Genomic DNA, 17,360 nt, shown 5'->3' on the forward strand with positions numbered 1-17,360 from the left:
GCCCGGTCGGCGAGGCCGAGCATGTCGCGCACCGTCTCGGCGGTGACGTGGCCGGCGCCGTGGGCGATCGCCTGGTCGAGGAGCGAGAGCGAGTCGCGCACCGAGCCCTCGGCGGCCCGGGCGATGGCGGCCAGCGCCTCGGCCTCGGCCGAGACGCCCTCGGCGTCGCAGATCTTCCGGAGATGGGCGATCAGCGCCTCGGCCTCGACCCGGCGCAGGTCGAAGCGCTGGCAGCGCGACAGGATGGTGACCGGAACCTTGCGGATCTCGGTGGTGGCGAAGACGAACTTCGCGTGCGGCGGCGGCTCCTCCAGCGTCTTCAGGAAGGCGTTGAACGCCTTCTCGGACAGCATGTGGACCTCGTCGACGATGTAGACCTTGTAGCGCGCCGAGACCGGCGAGTAGCGGATGCCGTCGATGATCTGGCGGACGTCGTCGATGCCGGTATGCGAGGCGGCGTCCATCTCCAGCACGTCGATGTGCCGGGATTCCATGATGGCGGCGCAATGCAGGCCGAGCTTCGGCAGCCGGATCGTCGGCCCGGCATTCGGGTCGTCGGGCAGGGCGTAGTTGAGGCCGCGGGCGAGGATGCGGGCGGTGGTGGTCTTGCCGACGCCCCGCACGCCGGTGAGCATCCAGGCCTGCGGGATGCGGCCGGCCTCGAAGGCGTTCGCCAGGGTGCGCACCATGGCGCCCTGGCCGATCAGGTCGTCGAAATCCTTGGGCCGGTACTTGCGCGCTAGGACCCGGTAGGCGGGAGCCGGCGGAGCCGGGGCGGCGCTGAACCCGGGAAGACCCGGCTCGTCGATCGAGGGCGTGCCGGAGGTCTCGTCCATGCGCTCGCAGGGTCGTGAGGGCGGCCCCCGAGGCGGGGGCGCACGCGCTCCTGAAAGGGGTAGGGTGGGAGGCTGGACGAAAACCCGCTCGGTCTCGTTAGGGCTGCTTCCTTCCGGACCTGACCCGGTTGGCGAGTGAAACGTCCCTCGCCAACCTCCCGAGGCCTATATGGCGGGCCGGCGCCGGAAACGCAAGCGCGGCTCTGCCTCGGCGCGTGACTCCGTTCGGGCTGCGCGTTGTAAGAGCCTCGTTACCACCGGAGACCCCGCCGCATGCGCCTGCCGCTCCTCGCCGTCGCCCTCCTCTCCGCCACGGCTGCCGCCGCCGCTCCCTCCTACGGGCCAGAGCTCGAAGGGTTCGACTATCCCTATCCGGTCAGGCGCCACACCTTTGCGTCGCAGGGCCAGGACCTGGCGATGGCCTACATGGAGGTGACGCCGGAGCGCCCGAACGGCCGCACCGTCGTGCTGCTCCACGGCAAGAACTTCTGCGCCGCGACCTGGGGCGAGACCGCGGCCGTGCTGGCCCGGGCCGGCTACCGGGTGCTCGCCCTCGACCAGGTCGGCTTCTGCAAGTCGACGAAGCCCGCGGGCTACCAGTTCAGCTTCAGCCAACTCGCCACCAACACCCGTGGCCTGCTCGCCGCCCTCGGCATCGGACGAGCCACCATCGTCGGCCACTCGATGGGCGGCATGCTGGCGGCCCGCTACGCCCTGATGTTCCCGGAGGCGGTGGATCGGCTGGTGATGGTCGATCCCCTCGGGCTCGAGGACTGGCAGGCCAAGGGCGTGCCCTACCAGACCATCGACGCGGCCTACGCCACCGAGCGCAAGACGAGTGCCGCCGGCATCAAGGCCTATCAGCTCAAGTTCTACTATGACGACCAGTGGAAACCGGAATACGACCGCTGGGTCGAGATGCAGGCCGGGCTCTACGCCGGTCCCGGCGCCGAGCGGGTGGCCTGGAACCAGGCCCAGACCTCGGACATGATCTTCACCCAGCCGGTCGTGCACGAATTCGACCGGCTGCGCGTGCCGACGGTGCTGATGGTCGGGACCAAGGACCGAACGGCCCCGGGCGCCAACCGCGCCGCGCCGGCCCTCGCCGAGACCCTGGGGCGCTACGACCGGCTCGGGCCGGAGGTCGCGGCGCGGATCACGGGGGCGAGGCTGGTGATGTTCGAGGGCCTGGGCCACTCGCCGCAGGTCGAGGCGCCGGACCGGTTCCACGAGACGTTGCTGCGGGAACTGGCGGCCCGGTGAGGCGGTCTCCCCGCTCCATCGGCACGGTTTGTCCCGCCGCTACTTCCGCAGCAAGTCCAAAAGATCCCCCGGCAGATCCCCCCGCCGGGCCCGCTCGGCGAGGCACAAGAGCAGCGCCACGCTCGGCCCGTCGGTGATCGTGCCCGTCAGCGCCTCGCCCAAAGCCTCGGCGAAGGGGAGGCGGCGCACCCGCAGGCTCTCCTGCGGGTCGGGATGAGCCGGGCCGCGCTTCAGGTTCCAGGCGACGAAGCCCGGCACCCGCTCGCTCGAGATGCCCGGCGAGGCGTCGAGGCGCAGCAGCTCGAGCCAGGATTTGGCCTCGTCGCCGGTCTCCTCCTTGAGTTCGCGCCGGGCGGTGGCGAGCGCGTCGTCGGCGACCGGGCCGGAGCCGCGGGGCAATTCCCAGGTGAAGCGGTCGAGCACGTAGCGGTACTGGCCGATCAGAGTCACCCGCCCTTCCGGATCGACCGGCAGCACCGCGACCCCGAACACCTTGAAGCGCAGGGCGACGTGGGGATGCTCGCGGCCGGATTCGTGGCGCAACCGGTCGAGGTCGACGCCCAGATAGCGGTCCTCGTAGCGGCGCTCGCGCGAGAGCGTCACCCAGGGGTTGTGGCGGTCGGTCATGCGCGCCTGTCATCCGTGGCGGTCCCGCATCCGTGCAGGATGCGGGCCTGCAACGCGGGGTGGGGGGCGAAAGATCGCTCCGCCCCGGATCCTCAGAGAGTCTCCAGCAGCCGCTGCATCAGCCGCAGGCGCGGGGCGATCGAGGAGATCAGGCCGTATTCCTGCAGGGTGTGCGCCCCGTCGCCGTCGATGCCGAGCCCGTCGAGGGTCGGGATGCCGAGGGACGCGGTGAAGTTGCCGTCCGAGCCGCCGCCGGTGAGCGGCACCTCGCCGAGATCGATCCCGAGCTCGTCGCGGGCGAGCGCCTTGGCGTGGGCGTAGAGCGCGGCGCCGGCTTGCGACGCGTAGGGCGGCCGGTTCATGCCGCCGGTCACCGTCACGCGGAAATCCTCGGAGGCGCGAAGCCCGAGGATCCGGCCGGCGTAATCCTGCCCGTCGGCGGCGGTCACGACCCGCAGGTCGACGGCGAACCTGCAATGCTGCGGCACCACGTTCTCGGCGGTGCCGCCCGCGACGGTGCCGACCGTCGTGGTGACGCCGCGCGAATAGTCGGTCAGCCCCTCGATCTCCAGGATCAGCCGGGCGGCCTCCCGGATGGCGTTGCGGCCGTCGGCGTGGCGGGTGCCCGCATGCGAGGGACGGCCCTCGACATGGACATCGAAGCGCCCGACCCCTTTTCGCCCGGTCACCACCTTGCCGCCGTCGCGGCCGGGCTCGGTCACCAGCACGGCGGCGCTCGTCCGGCCCAGATCCTCGATCAGCCCGCGGGTCGATTGCGAGCCGGTCTCCTCGTCGCTGGTGAACAGGAAGGTGAGGGGGCGCCGCGCGAGGCCCGAGCGGGACGCCGCCGCGAAGGCCTGGAGCGCCAGCCAGGCGCCGCCCTTCATGTCGTAGACGCCCGGGCCGTAGAGGCGGTCGCCCTCGACCCGCACCGGCAGATCGTGGGCGAGCGTGCCGATCGGGTGCACGGTGTCGAGATGGGACAGGACCAGGAGGCCGGGCTCACCCGTCCGCGGCCCCGCCCGCAGGATCAGGTTGTCGCCGAAACCCTCCCGGCCCGGCACCCGCTCGGCGGCGAGACCCAGCGAGGCGGCCTCCTCGGCGACGAGATCCATCATCCGGTTGACGCCGTCAGTCGAATCCGTCGGGCTCTCCACCGCCAGCCAGCGCGAGACCGCCGCGACGGCGCGCTCCGGCGAGAGGTCGGTGGGCAAGGGGGAGGGGGTCATCGGGGGCCTCGGATCGGATGATCTAACAACGCGGATGTATCACCGCTTCGGCGCGCGACATGCGACACCATCGAGAAAAGCGCGCTACGTCTCCACCAGCCCCGTCGTGCTGCCCGAGGCCTCGGAATCCGGCCGGCCATGCGGCAGGGCGAGGTATTCCTCCGAGCGCATCTCGATCAGGCGCGAGACCGTGCGCTCGAACTCGAACGCCTCGCGGCCGGAATCGGCCAGATACAGCCCGGTCGGCTCGGCGGCGGCGGAGGCCAGCAGCTTGGTGCGGGTGTCGTAGAGCGCATCGACCAGGATGATGAAGCGCTTGGCCTCGTTGCGCTGGGCTAAGTCCATCACCGGGATCTCTTCGACGATCACGGTGTGGAAGCGCTCGGCCAGGGCCAGGTAGTCGGCGGCGCCGAGGGGCCGGGCGCAGAGATCCGCGAAGGTGAACCGGGCGACGCCGCCGGCCGCCTCGGGGATCGCCACCTCGTGGCCCTTGACCTGGATCGTCGTCGGCCGCCCCTGCGGCTCGCCGGACAGCGCCCGGAACGCCCCGGTGAGCGCCTGCGCCGCCGCCGCGTCCGCCGGCACGTGGTAGACCGGGCTGCCGCCGAGCTTCTCCAGGCGGAAATCGGTGCGCGAATCGAGCCGCACGACCTCGACCCGCTCCTTGAGCTGGTCGATGAAGGGCAGGAACAGGGCGCGGTTGAGCCCGCCCTCGTAGAGCCGGTCGGGCTCGACGTTCGAGGTCGCCACCATCACGGTGCCACGGGCGAAGAGCGCGGTGAACAGACGCCCGAGGATCATCGCGTCGGCGATGTCGGTGACGGTGAACTCGTCGAAGCAGAGCAGGCGCGCTTCCGCCGCCAGCGCCTCGGCCACCGGCTGGATCGGGTCGTCGCCCCGGGCGGTTCCCTGCTTCACCGCCTGGCGGTGGCGGTGGATGCGCTCGTGCACGTCGCCCATGAAGGCATGGAAATGGACCCGGCGTTTCGGGTTCGGGGCCGCCTCGTGGAAGAGGTCCATCAGCATGGTCTTGCCGCGGCCGACCAGACCCCAGACGTAGAGGCCGCGGGGACCGGCGACCGGATCCGGCTGGCGCCCGAACAGCCGGCCGAGGAGGCCCGGCTTCTCGGGAGGCGGCACCTCGGCGAGGTCGCGGATCAGCTCGTCGAAGCGGGCGACGAGGTCGGTCTGGGCGGCATCGCGCTCGATCGCACCCGACTCGACCAGGGCGTCGTAGCGGGTGGCGACCGGGCCACGGGCGGCGGAAGCGGGGCTGTGCGTCACCAGACGGGGATTATCGCGGCGCGCGGGCCCGCGCAATGCGGTGAGATCATGGCGGATGCATGCGCCGGCGGCACGGCCGCCGTGCCGTGCAACCCCGGAACGGGGATCCCATCTGCTGCATTGCACAATCTCGGTCGCCGACCGGGATGAGGAAACGCTCGAGATCGTGCCGTCCCCTGTCCGGAGAGCACCTCGAGAATGCCAGATACCCAACTGCCTGCCGGCACCCAGATCCGGCGCCTCTGGTCGACCGACCGCGATGCGGTCGTCACCCTGTTCCGCGGCCTCGACCCGCAATCCCGCTTCGACCGGTTCATGGGCGCGGTGAGCGAGGCCGCCGCGGCGACCTACGCGGCCCGTGCCGTTTCCGCCGAGGGCCTGGTCTTCGGCGCCTTCGCGGAGGGAACCCTGCGGGGGGTCGGCGAGCTGCGCCCCGCCGGCGCGGCGGCCGAGGCCGAGATCGCCTTCGCGGTGGCGCCCGGCCATCGCGGGCGCGGGCTCGGCGCCGCCCTCGGCGCGCGCCTCACGCAAGCCGCCCGCAACGGCGGCAAAAGCCGGCTGCACTTGCGTTGCCTGCCCGGCAATCGCCCGATGCGGGCCTTGGCGAGACGCCTCGGCGCCGAGCTGCGCCTCGACAGCCGGGAGATCCACGCCGTCCTGGCGCTCAGCCCGCCCACGCTCTTCTCGCTCTGGCGCGAGGGCATGGACGGCGTGTTCGACGCCGCGGTGGCCGCGTCGACGACCTGGCCGATCGTGAACCTGCCGATCATGGACCTGCCGATCTTGCCCGCCCTCTGATCGCCTGACCGCGCGCCGCCGACGGCGACGCGTCGCGGCGTCGTCCCGGGGCTGGTCATGCCGCCTCGGGACGACCTCGGGCAACGAAGCCCGCCCGTGGAATAGTGAATAAAACCTTAATCGAGACCCCGCCTCGCCACGATCCGGCCCCTCCCGTGCCGGATTGCCCGGGTCAAACCGGAGGCAAGACAGCAGGAGGGGACATCCGGATGCAGCCCGTCCGTACCACGAGCGGCGAGGACACCGCCGCGCAGATCCAGTCGAGCCTGGAGCGCTCCGTCGCGGCGGCGCTGCGCACCATCGCGGCGGTCCAGGCGGAGCGCAACGCGCCCCCGGTCCGGTCCGCCCGCCTGCGGCTCGCGACGGTCTACGGCGTCACCCGCCTCCGGCGGCGGCGCGAGCGGGACGCTCTCTAGCCCCGCGCCAACTCCCAGCCCCGCTCGGCGAGCGCGATGCCCAGCGCCCCCTTCTGGCTCGCCTCGTCGCTGGAGGCGTTGCCGGCCATGGACCGGGCGAGCACGCCTTCCAGGATCACCGCCAGGCGGAAGAGCGCGAAGGCGACGTGGAACGGCGTGATGCCGTCGCGCCGCCCGGTTCGCTCGCAGTAGCGGCGCACATACTCGTCCTGGGTCGGGATGCCGAGGGCGGAAAGGTCGCGCCCGAGCATGCCGCGATAGGCGGTCGGCGCCGTGTTGTAGGCGATGCAGTTATAGCCGAGATCGGCCAGCGGATGGCCGAGCGTCGCCAGCTCCCAGTCGATGATGCCGATCACCCGCGGCTCGGTCTTGTGGAAGATCATGTTGTCGAGGCGGAAATCGCCGTGGACGATCCGGGTCTCGTCGCTGTCGGCCGGGATATGGGCCGGCAACCACTCGGCGAGGCGGTCGATCGCCGCGTTCTCGCGGGTCTTCGACGCGACCCACTGCTTCGACCAGCGCTCGATCTGGCGCTGGAAGTAGTTGCCGGCACGGCCGAAATCGGCGAGCCCGATCGCCGCCGGGTCGACGAGGTGGAGGCGGGCCAGGGCCTCGTTCATGCCGTAATAGATCGGCGCCCGCTCCTCGCGTGCCAGCTCGGGCAGCATCGGGTCCCAGAACACGCGGCCGTGCAGCCGCTCCATCAGGTAGAACGGCGTGCCGATGACGGCCGGATCGGCGCAATAGGCCACCGCCTGCGGCACCGGCACGTCGGTGCGGGCGAGCGCCTGCAAGACGCGGAACTCCCGGTCGACCGCGTGGGCGGAAGGCAGGAGCTTTCCGGGCGGCTGCTTGCGCAGCACGTATTCCCCGGCCTCGGCCATGACCAGGAAGGTCGGGTTCGATTGCCCGCCGCGCATCTGGCGCAGCTCGTTCATCCGCCCGAGCCCCTGCTGGGCGAGGAACGCCTCCAGCGCCTCGGTCGGGAAGCGGTGCGCCTCGCGCACCGGGATGGTCTCGGGCAGGTCGGACGGGGATGGGGCAGTCATGCGACCTTCGCGGCCTCTCGCGTGCGTGTCCGGCCTGGACCATGCCCCAGCCGGGGCGCAGGGTCATTCCTGCACCGCAGCAATTCGTCGGGAGATGTGTGTAGCCCACTGATTTCGCCGCATTTTCCGGCGATCGGGTGGGCAAGCGCACCCCCCGCGACTAGAGTGCCCGCATGATTCGCGCATCCCTCCTCGCCACCCTCGGCCTGTTCGCCCTCGTCCTGCCCGCCGAAGCCCGGCCGAAGCCCAAGGCGGAGGCCGCGCCCGCGAGCCTCCAGGCCAGCCCCATCGGCACCTTCGGCGACTGGAACGTCTTCGCCGCCGGCGAGGGCAAATCGCGCATCTGCTACGCCATCAGCCAGCCGCAGGTGCGGCTGCCGAAGAGCCTCAAGCGCGATCCGGCCTACCTCTTCGTCACCGTGCGCAAGGGCGAGAAGGTCAACAACGAGGTCGCGGTGATGCTCGGCTTCGCGCCCAAGCCCGGCAGCAGCCAGGCCACCACCACCGCGGCGGCGAACGGCGCCGTGCCGGCCCCGGCCTCCACCGCCTCCGATCCCAGCCTGGCGATCGGCTCGGCGCGCTACGCCCTCGTGGTGAAGGGCACCAACGCCTGGGTGCAGAACCCGGCCGACGAGAGCAAGGTCGTCGCCGAGATGGCCCGGGGCAAGAAGGTGGTCATCAAGGCCGTCTCGCAGCGCGGCAACGCCTCGACCGACGAATACGCTCTCGACGGCTTCGGCGAGGCGATGAAGCGCACCCGCGAGGAGTGCAAGTAGAGACGTCAAGACGGGTGCGGAGAAAGTACTGCGTCATCCCGGGCTCCGCTTTCGCGGCCCCGGGATGACGCGGAGGGTTTCGCCGGCATCGATGGTGCGCCCTCGACGCGATTCGGCGCCCGCCCATCGCGTTTCGGCCCGAATACCCCTATATGCGCCTGTCATCCGTTTCATCCGAAGGTCTGAGATATCATGGCGACGGCGTCGTTCGACACCGCCCGGCGCGGGACTGGCGCCGTACCGGCAACACAAGCCCATCCCGGTCCGGCACCGGCGATCGAGAAGACGCCCGAGATCCGCCCCGAGGCGCTGGAGACCACCGGCCCGACCTCCCTCGTCGGCCTCACCCGCGAGGCCCTCAAGGGCCGCCTCGCCGCCATCGGCGTGCCCGAGCGCGAGCAGCGCATGCGCGCCGGCCAGCTCTGGCACTGGATCAACGTCCGCGGGGCCTCGTCCTTCGACGAGATGACCAATGTCAGCAAGGTGCTGAAGAACCAGCTCGCCGGCATCCACAATCTCGACCGGCCCGAGGTGGTGAGCGAGCAGGTGTCGCGCGACGGCACCCGCAAGTGGCTGATCCGCATGCCGCCGACCGGCCGGCACGACCACAACCGCGGCGCCGAGATCGAGTGCGTCTACATCCCGGCCAACGACCGCGGCACGCTCTGCGTCTCGTCCCAGGTCGGCTGCACCCTGACCTGCTCGTTCTGCCACACGGGCACGCAGCGCCTGGTGCGCAACCTCTCGTGCCAGGAGATCGTCTCGCAGCTGGTGGTGGCCCGCGACCGCCTCGGCGACTGGCCCGGCAAGACCCCGCCGAAGGGCGCCTTCGTGCCGGTCGACGGCTCGCGCTTCGTGTCGAACATCGTGTTCATGGGCATGGGCGAGCCGCTCTACAACGTCGACAACGTCATCGACGCGGTCGGCGTGATGAGCGACCACGAGGGCCTCGGCCTGTCGCGGCGGCGCATCACCGTCTCGACCTCCGGCGTGGTGCCGCAATTCGAGCGGCTCGGCCTCGAGGCCAACGCCATGCTGGCCATCTCGCTGCACGCCGTGCGCGACGACCTGCGCAACGAGCTGGTGCCGCTCAACCGCAAATACCCGATCCGCGACCTGCTCCAGGCCTGCCGCGACTACCCGGGCGTGTCGAATGCCCGCCGCATCACCTTCGAGTACGTGATGCTGAAGGGCGTCAACGATTCCGACGCCGAGGCGAAGGAGCTGGTGCGCCTGCTCAAGGGCATCCCGGCCAAGATCAACCTGATCCCGTTCAATCCCTGGCCCGGCTCCAAGTACGAATGCTCGGACTGGGAGCGGATCGAGCGCTTCTCCGAGATCGTGTTCAATGCCGGCTACGCCTCGCCGGTGCGCACGCCGCGGGGCCGCGACATCCTGGCGGCCTGCGGCCAGCTCAAGAGCGAGACCGAGAAGCTGCGCGCCCGGGCCCGGCTGATGCTGGAAGAGGGCATCGGCGCCGAGGGCGTCTACGCGGCGGCCCACGACGACGACTGACGGGACGAACGGGATGTCCCTCGGCCGTCTCCTCGCCGTCGCGACCGCGCTCCTGATGGCGATCGCCTGCGGCGGGATCGCCCTCGGGATCGGCGTCGTGATGGATCCGGTCCTGCGCGACCTCCTCGGCACGCTCGGCCTGTCGGGCCTCGAAGCCGTTCTGTCCGACCTTGCCGAGGGCTACGCCCCCGATCCCGGCATGGTCGAGGGCGCGGTGAGTCTGGGCCGCGCGATCCTGCTCCTCGTCGCGGTGCCGCCGGTTCTCAACGCCATCGTCGGCGAGGTGCTGGGCTGGCGGGCCCTCGCCTGGTACGGCGGCGCCACCGGGCTGCTCACCGCCCTCCTGCCCTGGCTGATGCGCGGCGCCAGCGGGCCGGCAGGGGCCGGGGAGGGGCGGGGGACGGCGCTCCTGTTCTGCGCCGGCGGGGTCGCCGGCCTCGTCTACTGGCTCGCCGCCGGCCGCTTCGCCGGGCGCGGGCCGGCGACGATGTGGGCCGCGCCACCGCGGCGGTGACCCGGCGAGACGTCTGCCACCGGTCGGCGCCCGTCAATCGTCTACCCGTTACCGCAGGTGCAGGCGCGTCGAGGTTGTGGGAGTCGTCGGGATCGCCGAGAGCAGCGCCCGGTCGCGTTGCGACCGGGCGCTGCTCTCGGTCTCTGATTTTGCCGCATGTTCTGCGACGAACCGGTACCCGCTTCGTCGGACAATGCTCTCGTCCCGTGAAAGTCTCGTTCGGAGTCGAGGGCGCCGGGTAGGCTTTCCGTCGAAGTCATTCCCGAGAGATCCGCCCCCTGCGCCTGGCGGCGGGCACGGCCATCGTCGGCGCCGTCAGCGCACGGTGAGCAGGATGCGGGCCGCGAAGGTGCCGAACAGCCCGGCAAACAGCCAGTCGATCCCCCGCATCAGCCGCGGCCGGGCCTGGAGCGCGCCGGTGACCCGGGCGGCACCGAGCACCATCAGGATCCCCAGCGGCAGCGACAGGCCCACGAAGGTGAAGCCCAGGAAGGCGAGCTGACCGGTCGGGTCGGGAGCGTCGGCACGCACGAATTGCGGCAGGAAGGTCAGGAAGAACAGCACCACCTTGGGGTTGGTGAGGTTCACGCCGAGCCCGAGGCAGAAGGTGCGCCACGCTCCGCCCCGCACCGTCTCGGCCCGCACGGTCAGGGCCGAGCCGCGGCGCAGGGCGTCGATGGCCAGCCAGGCGAGATAGAGCGCACCCACCACCTTCAGCACCGTGAAGGCGGTGGCCGAGGCGGCGATCAGCGCCGAGATGCCGAGCACGGCGGCGAGGGTGTGGATCAGGGTGCCGAGGCTCGTCCCCAGAACCGTGACGATCCCGGCGCGCCGCCCCGACCCGATGGTCCGGGCGAGCGTCAGGCTCATGTCCGGTCCGGGCGTGACGAACAGCACCAGGCAGGCGGCGAGATAGGCCAGCAGCGTCGGGGTGTCGGGCAGAAAGCTCATCGGGGGCTCCGCGGGGAGGCTGACCCGGTCAGTACCCGCCCGCGAGCCCCATGCAAGCCGGAAAAGGCCGGTCCGAGGCCCGGCGCAGGCCGCCCAACGAGGCGCGCCCGCCCGGGAGGATTCCGGGCGGGCGCGAGTGACGCCGATGATCGGGGAGGCGTCAGAAGGTGATGCCGCCCTCGATCATGTAGCGATCCTGCGAGGTGCGGTTGCCGGTACGGCCGAAGCCGGTGCCGAGCGTCCCGAAGGCCAGATCGCCGCGGGTGATGTCGTAGAGCTGCACCCGCGAATACTCGCCGCGGACGAAGAAGCGGTCGAAGGTGAAGGTCGGGGTGACGGTGAAGGACAGGGCCGAGCTGCCCGGGCCGTAGAGCAGGCTGGTGAAGCCGGCATTCGGCACACCGGTCTGGGTGATGTACTCGACGCGGCCGGCCAGCGCGAAATTGTCGTTGAAGGCGTAGCTCGCCAGGACCGCGCCGCCATAGGTCGAGGCGCCCTCGACGATGCCGATCCGGTTGTCGCGCGCGACGTTCGTGTACTGGAAGTAGGGCGTGATCGTCCACGGCCCGTTCGAGTAGGTATAGTTGACCGACAGGATGCCGCTGTTCTGCTGGAACAGCGGGGTCGCGAAGGCGTAGCGGATGCTGCGCGACAGCACGTCGGTGCGGTCGAGGTTCAGGCCGCCGTTGATGCCGAAGGTGTTGTTGTCGTCGAGCTTGTAGGTGATGGCGCCGGTGAGCCAGCTGATGTTGCCGGAGAAGAACCCGTCGGTGCCGGCCACCGAGGCCGACCACGGGCCGTCGCTGTAGTTCACCTGCACGCCGTGATTGATGATGTTCTCCTGATTGAACAGGAGGCCACGGGAGATGTTCAGGTTCTGGAAGGTGAACGGAGCCTCGGTGCCGATCAGGGTCGGCATCCGGCCGCCCTGGATCGACCAGTTGTCGTTGAACACGTACTTGCCGAAGGCGACCGGCAGGGGCGTGAACAGCAGGTCGGTCTGGTCGAGGGCGCTGTAGTTCAGGAAGCCGAGGGCCGGGATCGCGTAGGCACCGGCCTGGACGTAGAACTGGAACGGCCCGTCGGCCTTCTGGATCCAGCCCTGGATGTTGGTGAAATCGACCCGGGCCGCCCGGTCGCTCGGCAGCGGCGCGGCCGAGAACGGGAAGGGATTGGTCTGGGTGTAGGCGTAGCCGGTGATAGCGCCGCCGACATAGATGTCGCCGAAGCCGCCGAGGGTGAAGCAGGACGGGTTCGGGTTCGGCTTGATGATGCCGCCATAGGCCGGCAGCGACAGGGTCGCCTTGCAAGACTCGACAACGGCCACCGGGGCAGGGGCCGGGGCGGCCAGGTCGGCGGCGTAGGCGGAGCCGGACGACAGCAGGGCGACGGTCAGGCTGCTGAGGGTGAAGCGCATTGCCACGGGCGGGACGTCCATCTGGGGCCGAAGTCGGCCGGTTCAACTGCGGTCAAGCTGGCAGTGTGGCGGCAGCGTGGCAAAACCAATTATTGGGCTTTTGCTCAAAAAATAGGCAAACTAGGCAACGTTGCGACGCTGTATCCGGCGCAGTGTCTTTCGCGCAACGCGGATTGATACTTGGTTGATGTAGGCGGGAACTGTCCTGACGCGCCTTGGCTTTGGGGAAGGCGGACGAGATCCAGGCCATCGCGTCGCCGGCCATTCCCGGCCGGACCGGTCACCCGTCGCGCAGGCGGCGCGCTCGAATCACGGGGCGCCGCGGACCCGTCGCGTCACACCTCCTCCGCCAGCACCCGCCGCAGCCAGTCGAGGAAGGCCGCCGCGGCCGGCGAGAGCGGGCGGTCGGCCGCCGGCACGGCCGCGAAGCCGTTCGCGAAGCGGTGGAGGCCGCAGGGCGCGACGAGGCGGCCCGCGGCGAGGTCGTCGCGCACCAGCATGTGCTCCACCACGGCGACGCCGAGGCCCGACAGGGCGGCCTCGATGCACAGGCCGTTGTGCGGGAAGGCGATGTCCCGCTCCGCCGCGATCCGCACACCGGTCGCCGCCTCCCAGGCCGGCCAGGAATGCGGCGTGTATTCGTGGACGATGCGGGTTTCGGCGACGAGGCGCCCGCCTTCCGCCCGGACCGGGTAGCCGGGGGCGCAGACCACTCCGAAAGCGACGTCGCCGAGGAGGGCCGCCCTCGCCTCGTCGCGGATCGGGTGGGCGAGCCGGTCCCAGCTCAGCACCAGGTCGGCGCCGTCGTCGCGGATCTCCCGGGCCGAGGTCATCGAGAGGCGCACCTGCACCGTCGGCCGCTCGCGGTAGAAGCCTGCCAGCCGCGGCACCAGCCAGCGCATCGCGAAGGTCGCCCCGCAGGCGAGGTGGACAGTCGCGCCCCGCCCGGCATCGCGCAGACGCTGGTAGCCCCGCTCCAGGTCGTCGAGCACCCCCGCCACCACGCCCCGGAACGCCTCGCCGGCAGGGGTGAGCCGCAGGCCGGTGCCGGCCTTCTCGAACAGGACCGTGCCGGCCTGCTCCTGGAGCGCCCGCACCTGGCGCGACACCGCCCCGTGGGTACGCCCGAGTTCCTGCGCCGCCTTCGTGACCGAGCCGAGGCGCGCCGTGGCCTCGAAGGCGCGCAGGGACGACAGGGGCGGCAGCTGGCGCATGGCGGCCTTTCCGTGAGTTTCGCGCACGAAGCGGAGTCAAGAACTCAATATACGGCGGCGCGCGTCCCGGGTAGCTGTGCGGCGCACGCATCGAAGGAGAGACATCGTGGCCGCCACCGTCATCCCGTTCCCGACGCAGCGTTCCGCCGGCGCCCCGCGGGCGCCGACCGTGAGCCGCGCGCACGAACCGCGCCTCGCCGGCGTGGCGATCCTGAAGCGCTGGTTCCGGCGCTGGGACGCCCGCCGCAGCCTGGGACGCGACCTGCCCTTCATGACCGACGAGACCCTGGCCGATGTCGGCCTCTCCCGCCGGGAGGCCCTCGCGGAGGCGCGCCGCCCGTTCTGGCAGGCCGGCACGCACGATGCGGCGTGAGGCAAGTGGCTGGCCAACAAGTGGCTGGCCCAACTCGCTGAGCCGGACGGCCGAACCATGTGCCGCAGCCGGTTGACCGGCCGCGGCACCGCTGCCAGCCTGCTCCCGCCGGGGCCCGCCAGAAGACGCCCCGCCGGGAGGATCCATCGTGTCCCTACGCGTTCGCGCCGCCGTTCTGCACCATGCCCCCGTCGCGCGGCCCTATGCCGAGACCCGGCCGCTGCGCATCGAGACGATCGAGCTCGATCCGCCGGGGCCGGACGAGGTGCTGGTGAAGATCGCCGGCGCCGGCCTGTGCCATTCCGACCTCTCGGTCATCAACGGCGACCGGGTGCGGCCGGTGCCGGTGGCCCTCGGGCACGAGGCCTCCGGCATCGTCGAGGAGCCCGGGCCCGGCGTCATCGACCTCAAGCGCGGCGATCACGTGGTGATGTCCTTCGTGCCGACCTGCGGCGGCTGCGCGCCCTGCCGCGAGGGGCGCGGCGCCCTGTGCGAGCCCGGCAACGCCGCCAATGCCCGCGGCACGCTCCTGTCCGGCGCCAAGCGCATCCGCTGCGACGGGGCGGAGGTGAGCCACCATAGCGGCGTCTCGGCCTTCGGCGAGTACGCGGTGATCTCGCGCCGCTCGATCGTGAAGATCGATCCCGACATTCCGCTCACGGAGGCCGCCCTGTTCGGCTGCGCGGTGATGACCGGCGTCGGCGCGGTGGTGAATACCTGCCAGGTCCGGATGGGCCAGAGCGTCGCGGTGGTGGGTCTCGGCGGCGTCGGCCTCTCGGCGCTGATCGGCGCCGTCGCCTGCGGGGCGGGCCGGATCGTCGCGGTCGACCTGTCGGAGGACAAGCTGCGGATCGCCCGCGAGCTCGGCGCCACCGACACCTTCCTGGCCTCCGATCCCGACGCGGTCGCGGCGATCCGCGACGCCACCGATGGCGGGGTCGATTACGCGCTCGAGATGGCCGGCTCGGTCAAGGCCTTCGATACCGCCTACCGCATCACCCGCCGCGGCGGCACCACGGCGACCGCCGGCCTCGCCAACCCGAACCACAGCTTCACCCTGCCGCCGGTCGGGCTCGTCGGCGAGGAGCGGGTGGTGCGCGGCAGCTACATGGGCTCCTGCGTCCCGGCCCGGGATATCCCGCGCTATCTCGCGATGTACCGCCAGGGCCGCCTGCCGGTGAACAAGCTGATGACCGGCACCCTCACCCTCGACCAGATCAACGAGGGATTCGACCGGCTGGATCGCGGCGAGGCGATCCGGCAAGTCATCGCGATGTGAGCGCAGCCTGATCCCGATCGGGCCGCACCAGTCGCGGCGCGGTCCGATCGGGTCGCGCCGCAGCGTTCACGGATCTCACGAGCGTGTCGGCCAGGGCACGCTCGGTGTTTTTCTTGCGCAGACCTCCACCCTCGACCGCACGCCTCGCCGGGCGAGGCGGCGCCGCACTTGCCCGGGCTTCGGCGCCATGCATCGATGGCGGAAAGCGACGAGGGGCCGCCCGCTGCCGGCCCGAAGGATCTTCTTTCTCAAGGACGTGCCATGGGGCTGTTTCAGGATGCCTTCTCCCGGTTCGGCCGGGTCGTCATGTCCTATGCCGGAGACACCGCCTTCCTCCACGCCGCCTGCTCGGCGGCGGCCACCGTGATCCTGGCCGACCAGGAGATCGACGAGGAGGAGATCGAGACGGCGCTGGCCGACCTCAGCAACAACCCGATCCTGCACAAGTCCTACGGCGTGCTGAAGCTCGAGCAGGAGCTGCACGAGGCGATCGCCCGGGCGAAGAGCCGGGCCGGGCGGCTGGAGAACCTGCGCCTCGTCGGCGCCATCGCCGACCGGCCGCTGGAGCAGCGCCAGGACGTCTTCCTCATCGCCGCCGACGTCGCCGACCAGGGCGGCATCAGCGACCTGGAGCACAAAGCCCTCGACGACATCGCCGAGGTGCTCGGCGTCGAGAAGATGGCCTTGCTGGGACTGTAGGGCCTGACACCGCGCGGTCCCGCCATATCTCCTCCGCGACCCGAAGGATGGGGAGTGTCGGCGATGGATGTCGGATTTCTCGGGCTCGGCCGGATGGGCCGGCCGATGGCCCTCAACCTGGTGAAGGCGGGCCATCGCGTCCGGGTGTGGAACCGCTCTCCCGAGGCCGCCGAGGCCCTGCGCGCCCACGGCGCCGAGCCGGTGGCGACCCCCGCCGAGGCCTTCCGGGGCGACGCGGCGGTGACGATGCTGGCCGACGATGCCGCGCTCCGTGCCGTCCTCGTCGAGGGCGGCCTCCTCGACCAGGCCGAGAAGCCGGGCGTCCATCTCGGCACCAGCACCATCTCGGTCGCGCTCGCCGAGGAGCTGGCGGCGGTGCACGGCCGGGCGGGCGTGCCCTACGTCTCCGCGCCGGTCTTCGGCCGGCCCGACGTGGCGGAGATGGGCAAGCTCAACATCCTGGCGGCCGGGCCGGACGACGCCATTGCCCGGGCGCAGCCGCTCCTCGACGCGATGGGGGTGAAGACCTGGCGCTTCGGCGAGGTGCCGGCCCGGGCCAACGCGGTCAAGCTCGCCGGCAACATGATGATCGTCGCGGCGATCGAGGCGATGGGCGAGGCCGCGGCCCTGGGCGAGGCGCACGGGGTCGCCGCCTCCGACCTCCTCGACCTTCTGACGAACACGATCTTCGCCGCCCCGGTCTACAAGAATTACGGCGGCTCGATCGCCGCGGGCCGCTACGAGCCGCCGGGCTTCGGCCTGGCGCTCGGCGCCAAGGACGTGCGCCTGGCGCTCGCCGCGGGCGAGGCCGCCCGGGTGCCGATGCCGCTCGCCAGCGTGTTGCGCGACAGCCTGCTCGACGCGCTGGCGCATGGCGACGGGGAGAAGGACCTGGCGGCCCTGGCGACGGTGTCGATGCGGCGGGCGGGGCGGGGATAAGCTCGCCGCGGGGGAGTCCTGTCGGGGACCGCCCGGGGTCGTGTTCCTTGGCATGGTGTGGCTGAGCGAAAGCGGGAGAGCCCGCCTGCGCGCCCTCGATAGCGCTGTCGCAGGCGGGATCTCACGCGGGGGTGGAAATCGGCGGTGACGGGTCAGGATCGGGTTGCGAGCACCAACCCCG

At 71.3% G+C, this 17,360-nt stretch carries 18 protein-coding genes and 1 other RNA gene; 10 read left to right on the forward strand and 9 right to left on the reverse strand.

Going from position 1 to position 17,360, the window contains the following annotated elements; translation table 11 throughout:
- Positions 1–836 (reverse strand): DNA polymerase III subunit gamma/tau (gene dnaX / locus VQ03_RS00945; protein WP_048448977.1); only part of this gene is annotated, 836 nt, incomplete at its 3' end.
- Positions 837–899: 63 nt separating this feature from the next.
- An RNA gene (ffs, locus tag VQ03_RS31400) (signal recognition particle sRNA small type) lies at positions 900–996 on the reverse strand.
- A gap of 113 nt (positions 997–1,109) precedes the next feature.
- Here ffs and VQ03_RS00950 point away from each other — a divergent pair.
- Complete coding sequence (locus tag VQ03_RS00950) at positions 1,110–2,099, forward strand: alpha/beta fold hydrolase (RefSeq protein ID WP_048448978.1); 990 nt, start codon at positions 1,110–1,112, stop codon at positions 2,097–2,099.
- A 39-nt stretch (positions 2,100–2,138) separates the two neighbouring features.
- Here VQ03_RS00950 and VQ03_RS00955 read toward each other — a convergent pair whose 3' ends face one another.
- From VQ03_RS00955 to zapE, 3 genes are all read right to left on the reverse strand, one after another.
- Positions 2,139–2,726, reverse strand: coding sequence for an NUDIX domain-containing protein (locus VQ03_RS00955; protein ID WP_048448979.1), 588 nt, complete (start codon positions 2,724–2,726; stop codon positions 2,139–2,141).
- A gap of 92 nt (positions 2,727–2,818) precedes the next feature.
- Positions 2,819–3,955, reverse strand: coding sequence for a M20 family metallopeptidase (locus VQ03_RS00960; protein ID WP_048448980.1), 1,137 nt, complete (start codon positions 3,953–3,955; stop codon positions 2,819–2,821).
- Positions 3,956–4,039: 84 nt separating this feature from the next.
- Positions 4,040–5,239: a cell division protein ZapE gene (gene zapE, locus VQ03_RS00965; protein WP_048448981.1), complete on the reverse strand. Its 1,200-nt coding sequence runs from the start codon at positions 5,237–5,239 to the stop codon at positions 4,040–4,042.
- Between the two features lie 198 nt (positions 5,240–5,437).
- On the opposite strand from zapE, the gene VQ03_RS00970 reads away from it, so the two are divergent.
- Positions 5,438–6,037 (forward strand): GNAT family N-acetyltransferase, encoded by a 600-nt coding sequence (locus VQ03_RS00970; RefSeq protein WP_048448982.1) that lies wholly within the window; start codon positions 5,438–5,440, stop codon positions 6,035–6,037.
- 209 nt (positions 6,038–6,246) lie between these two features.
- Positions 6,247–6,453 (forward strand): hypothetical protein, encoded by a 207-nt coding sequence (locus VQ03_RS00975; protein WP_048448983.1) that lies wholly within the window; start codon positions 6,247–6,249, stop codon positions 6,451–6,453.
- Here VQ03_RS00975 and VQ03_RS00980 read toward each other — a convergent pair.
- Positions 6,450–7,502 carry a phosphotransferase gene (locus VQ03_RS00980; RefSeq protein WP_048448984.1) on the reverse strand — a complete coding sequence of 351 codons (1,053 nt, stop codon included), beginning with the start codon at positions 7,500–7,502 and terminating at the stop codon, positions 6,450–6,452. The genes VQ03_RS00975 and VQ03_RS00980 overlap by 4 nt on opposite strands.
- Positions 7,503–7,675: 173 nt before the next feature.
- Between VQ03_RS00980 and VQ03_RS00985 the strand changes: the two genes are divergently transcribed.
- From VQ03_RS00985 to VQ03_RS00995, 3 genes are all read left to right on the forward strand, one after another.
- Positions 7,676–8,278 (forward strand): invasion associated locus B family protein, encoded by a 603-nt coding sequence (locus VQ03_RS00985; RefSeq protein WP_048448985.1) that lies wholly within the window; start codon positions 7,676–7,678, stop codon positions 8,276–8,278.
- 192 nt (positions 8,279–8,470) lie between these two features.
- Entirely contained in the window at positions 8,471–9,793 is a 1,323-nt protein-coding gene (rlmN, locus tag VQ03_RS00990; RefSeq protein WP_048448986.1) for a dual-specificity RNA methyltransferase RlmN, read from the forward strand.
- A 13-nt stretch (positions 9,794–9,806) separates the two neighbouring features.
- Complete coding sequence (locus tag VQ03_RS00995; RefSeq protein WP_048448987.1) at positions 9,807–10,307, forward strand: hypothetical protein; 501 nt, start codon at positions 9,807–9,809, stop codon at positions 10,305–10,307.
- Between the two features lie 315 nt (positions 10,308–10,622).
- Here VQ03_RS00995 and VQ03_RS01000 read toward each other — a convergent pair whose 3' ends face one another.
- The 3 genes from VQ03_RS01000 to VQ03_RS01010 form a co-directional block, all read right to left on the reverse strand.
- Positions 10,623–11,258 carry a LysE family translocator gene (locus tag VQ03_RS01000; protein ID WP_048448988.1) on the reverse strand — a complete coding sequence of 212 codons (636 nt, stop codon included), beginning with the start codon at positions 11,256–11,258 and terminating at the stop codon, positions 10,623–10,625.
- A 160-nt stretch (positions 11,259–11,418) separates the two neighbouring features.
- Positions 11,419–12,681, reverse strand: coding sequence for a porin (locus tag VQ03_RS01005; RefSeq protein ID WP_083467700.1), 1,263 nt, complete (start codon positions 12,679–12,681; stop codon positions 11,419–11,421).
- A 329-nt stretch (positions 12,682–13,010) separates the two neighbouring features.
- Positions 13,011–13,889 (reverse strand): LysR family transcriptional regulator, encoded by an 879-nt coding sequence (locus VQ03_RS01010; protein ID WP_048448990.1) that lies wholly within the window; start codon positions 13,887–13,889, stop codon positions 13,011–13,013.
- Between the two features lie 106 nt (positions 13,890–13,995).
- Here VQ03_RS01010 and VQ03_RS01015 point away from each other — a divergent pair, with 106 nt between their 5' ends.
- The 4 genes from VQ03_RS01015 to VQ03_RS01030 all read left to right on the forward strand — a co-directional run bounded on the left by VQ03_RS01015 (position 13,996) and on the right by VQ03_RS01030 (position 17,179).
- A complete protein-coding gene (locus VQ03_RS01015) occupies positions 13,996–14,262 on the forward strand; it encodes a DUF1127 domain-containing protein (RefSeq protein ID WP_245291921.1) in 267 nt (88 codons plus the stop codon).
- A gap of 148 nt (positions 14,263–14,410) precedes the next feature.
- Positions 14,411–15,541 carry a zinc-dependent alcohol dehydrogenase family protein gene (locus VQ03_RS01020; RefSeq protein WP_048448991.1) on the forward strand — a complete coding sequence of 377 codons (1,131 nt, stop codon included), beginning with the start codon at positions 14,411–14,413 and terminating at the stop codon, positions 15,539–15,541.
- A 261-nt stretch (positions 15,542–15,802) separates the two neighbouring features.
- A complete protein-coding gene (locus tag VQ03_RS01025) occupies positions 15,803–16,240 on the forward strand; it encodes a tellurite resistance TerB family protein (protein WP_048448992.1) in 438 nt (145 codons plus the stop codon).
- Between the two features lie 63 nt (positions 16,241–16,303).
- Complete coding sequence (locus VQ03_RS01030) at positions 16,304–17,179, forward strand: NAD(P)-dependent oxidoreductase (RefSeq protein WP_048448993.1); 876 nt, start codon at positions 16,304–16,306, stop codon at positions 17,177–17,179.
- Positions 17,180–17,360: the final 181 nt, after the last annotated feature.

This window comes from Methylobacterium tarhaniae, assembly GCF_001043955.1.
In the GTDB taxonomy this organism is placed as follows: Bacteria; Pseudomonadota; Alphaproteobacteria; order Rhizobiales; family Beijerinckiaceae; genus Methylobacterium; species Methylobacterium tarhaniae.